Here is an 876-nt window from a genome sequence, read left to right on the forward strand (position 1 = left end):
GCGGCCGGCCAGCCGCTCGGGGTCGTCCGGCAACGCGTCGAAACGAATCTTCTGCTGGCGCCGCATCCGGTCCAGGAAGAGGTTCGTGGTGATCCGGTGGAGCCAGCCCTCGAAGGTGCCGGGTGTGTAGTCCGCCAACGACCGGAACACACGCACGAAGACGTCCTGGGTGAGGTCTTCGGCATCGTGGGCATTACCCGTAAGACGGTAAGCAAGACGGTACACCCTGTTACCGTGGTCCCGTACGACCTCTTCCCACGTGGGCGGCACCCACGCGGCCGGATCGCTACCGACCGCGCCAGCGACATCGGCCGCGACAGACCCGGTGGCCTCCTCGTCCGAGGCCGGACGCGGTGGAGCCGGCCGGCCAGACGTGAACGTGGCCAGGCGCGCGTCCTGTCCGTTCACAGCCGCCTCTCGATCGGTTCGAGACGAACGTACCCGACGCGCCGGCCATGGCGCGGCAAAACCCGCAGCGGACACCGGCTGTTCTCCCCTCGATCCATCCCCGACACGAGGCGCGTTGCCAAGACGAACGCGCCATCAGCACCCGGCGTTCCCGTAGGCTGCCTATGTCATGCCCGACACAGTCACCGGGGCCGTCGATTCGACCGCCGCATACACGGAGGGCTTCCTGCTGGAAGACCCTCCCCTGCGGGCTGCCCGAGCCCGCGCCGAGGAGGTCGGTATCGTCCCGGTCGCCCCGGGCACCGGTTCCATCCTGCGCTTCCTTGCCGCCTCTGTGGCAGCCCGCACAGTTGTCGAAATTGGGACAGGTACCGGCGTGTCCGGTACCTGGCTGCTGCGCGGGATGCGTCCGGACGGGACCCTGACCACCATCGACGTCGAAGCGGAGCACCTGCGGCTGGCCCGCCG

The 876-nt window shown here is 68.8% G+C and carries 2 protein-coding genes (both running past the window's edge); one reads left to right on the plus strand and one right to left on the minus strand.

Annotated features, from left to right (window positions below):
* A protein-coding gene (gene sigE / locus FrCorBMG51_RS00425) for an RNA polymerase sigma factor SigE (protein WP_047221268.1) crosses the window boundary here: on the minus strand, nt 1-387 show its 5' end (the start). Its footprint begins 522 nt before the window's first position; 387 of the gene's 909 nt are visible here — the first part of the coding sequence; it begins with the start codon at nt 385-387; its stop codon lies beyond the left edge, outside the window.
* A gap of 190 nt (nt 388-577) precedes the next feature.
* Between sigE and FrCorBMG51_RS34325 the strand changes: the two genes are divergently transcribed.
* Nucleotides 578-876, plus strand: partial view of an O-methyltransferase gene (locus tag FrCorBMG51_RS34325; protein WP_275452033.1) — the 5' portion only. Its footprint extends 109 nt past the window's final position; only the first 299 of its 408 coding nucleotides appear in the window; the start codon lies at nt 578-580; its stop codon lies off the right edge, out of view.

It is taken from the genome of Protofrankia coriariae (genome assembly GCF_001017755.1).
GTDB lineage: Bacteria > Actinomycetota > Actinomycetes > Frankiales > Frankiaceae > Protofrankia > Protofrankia coriariae.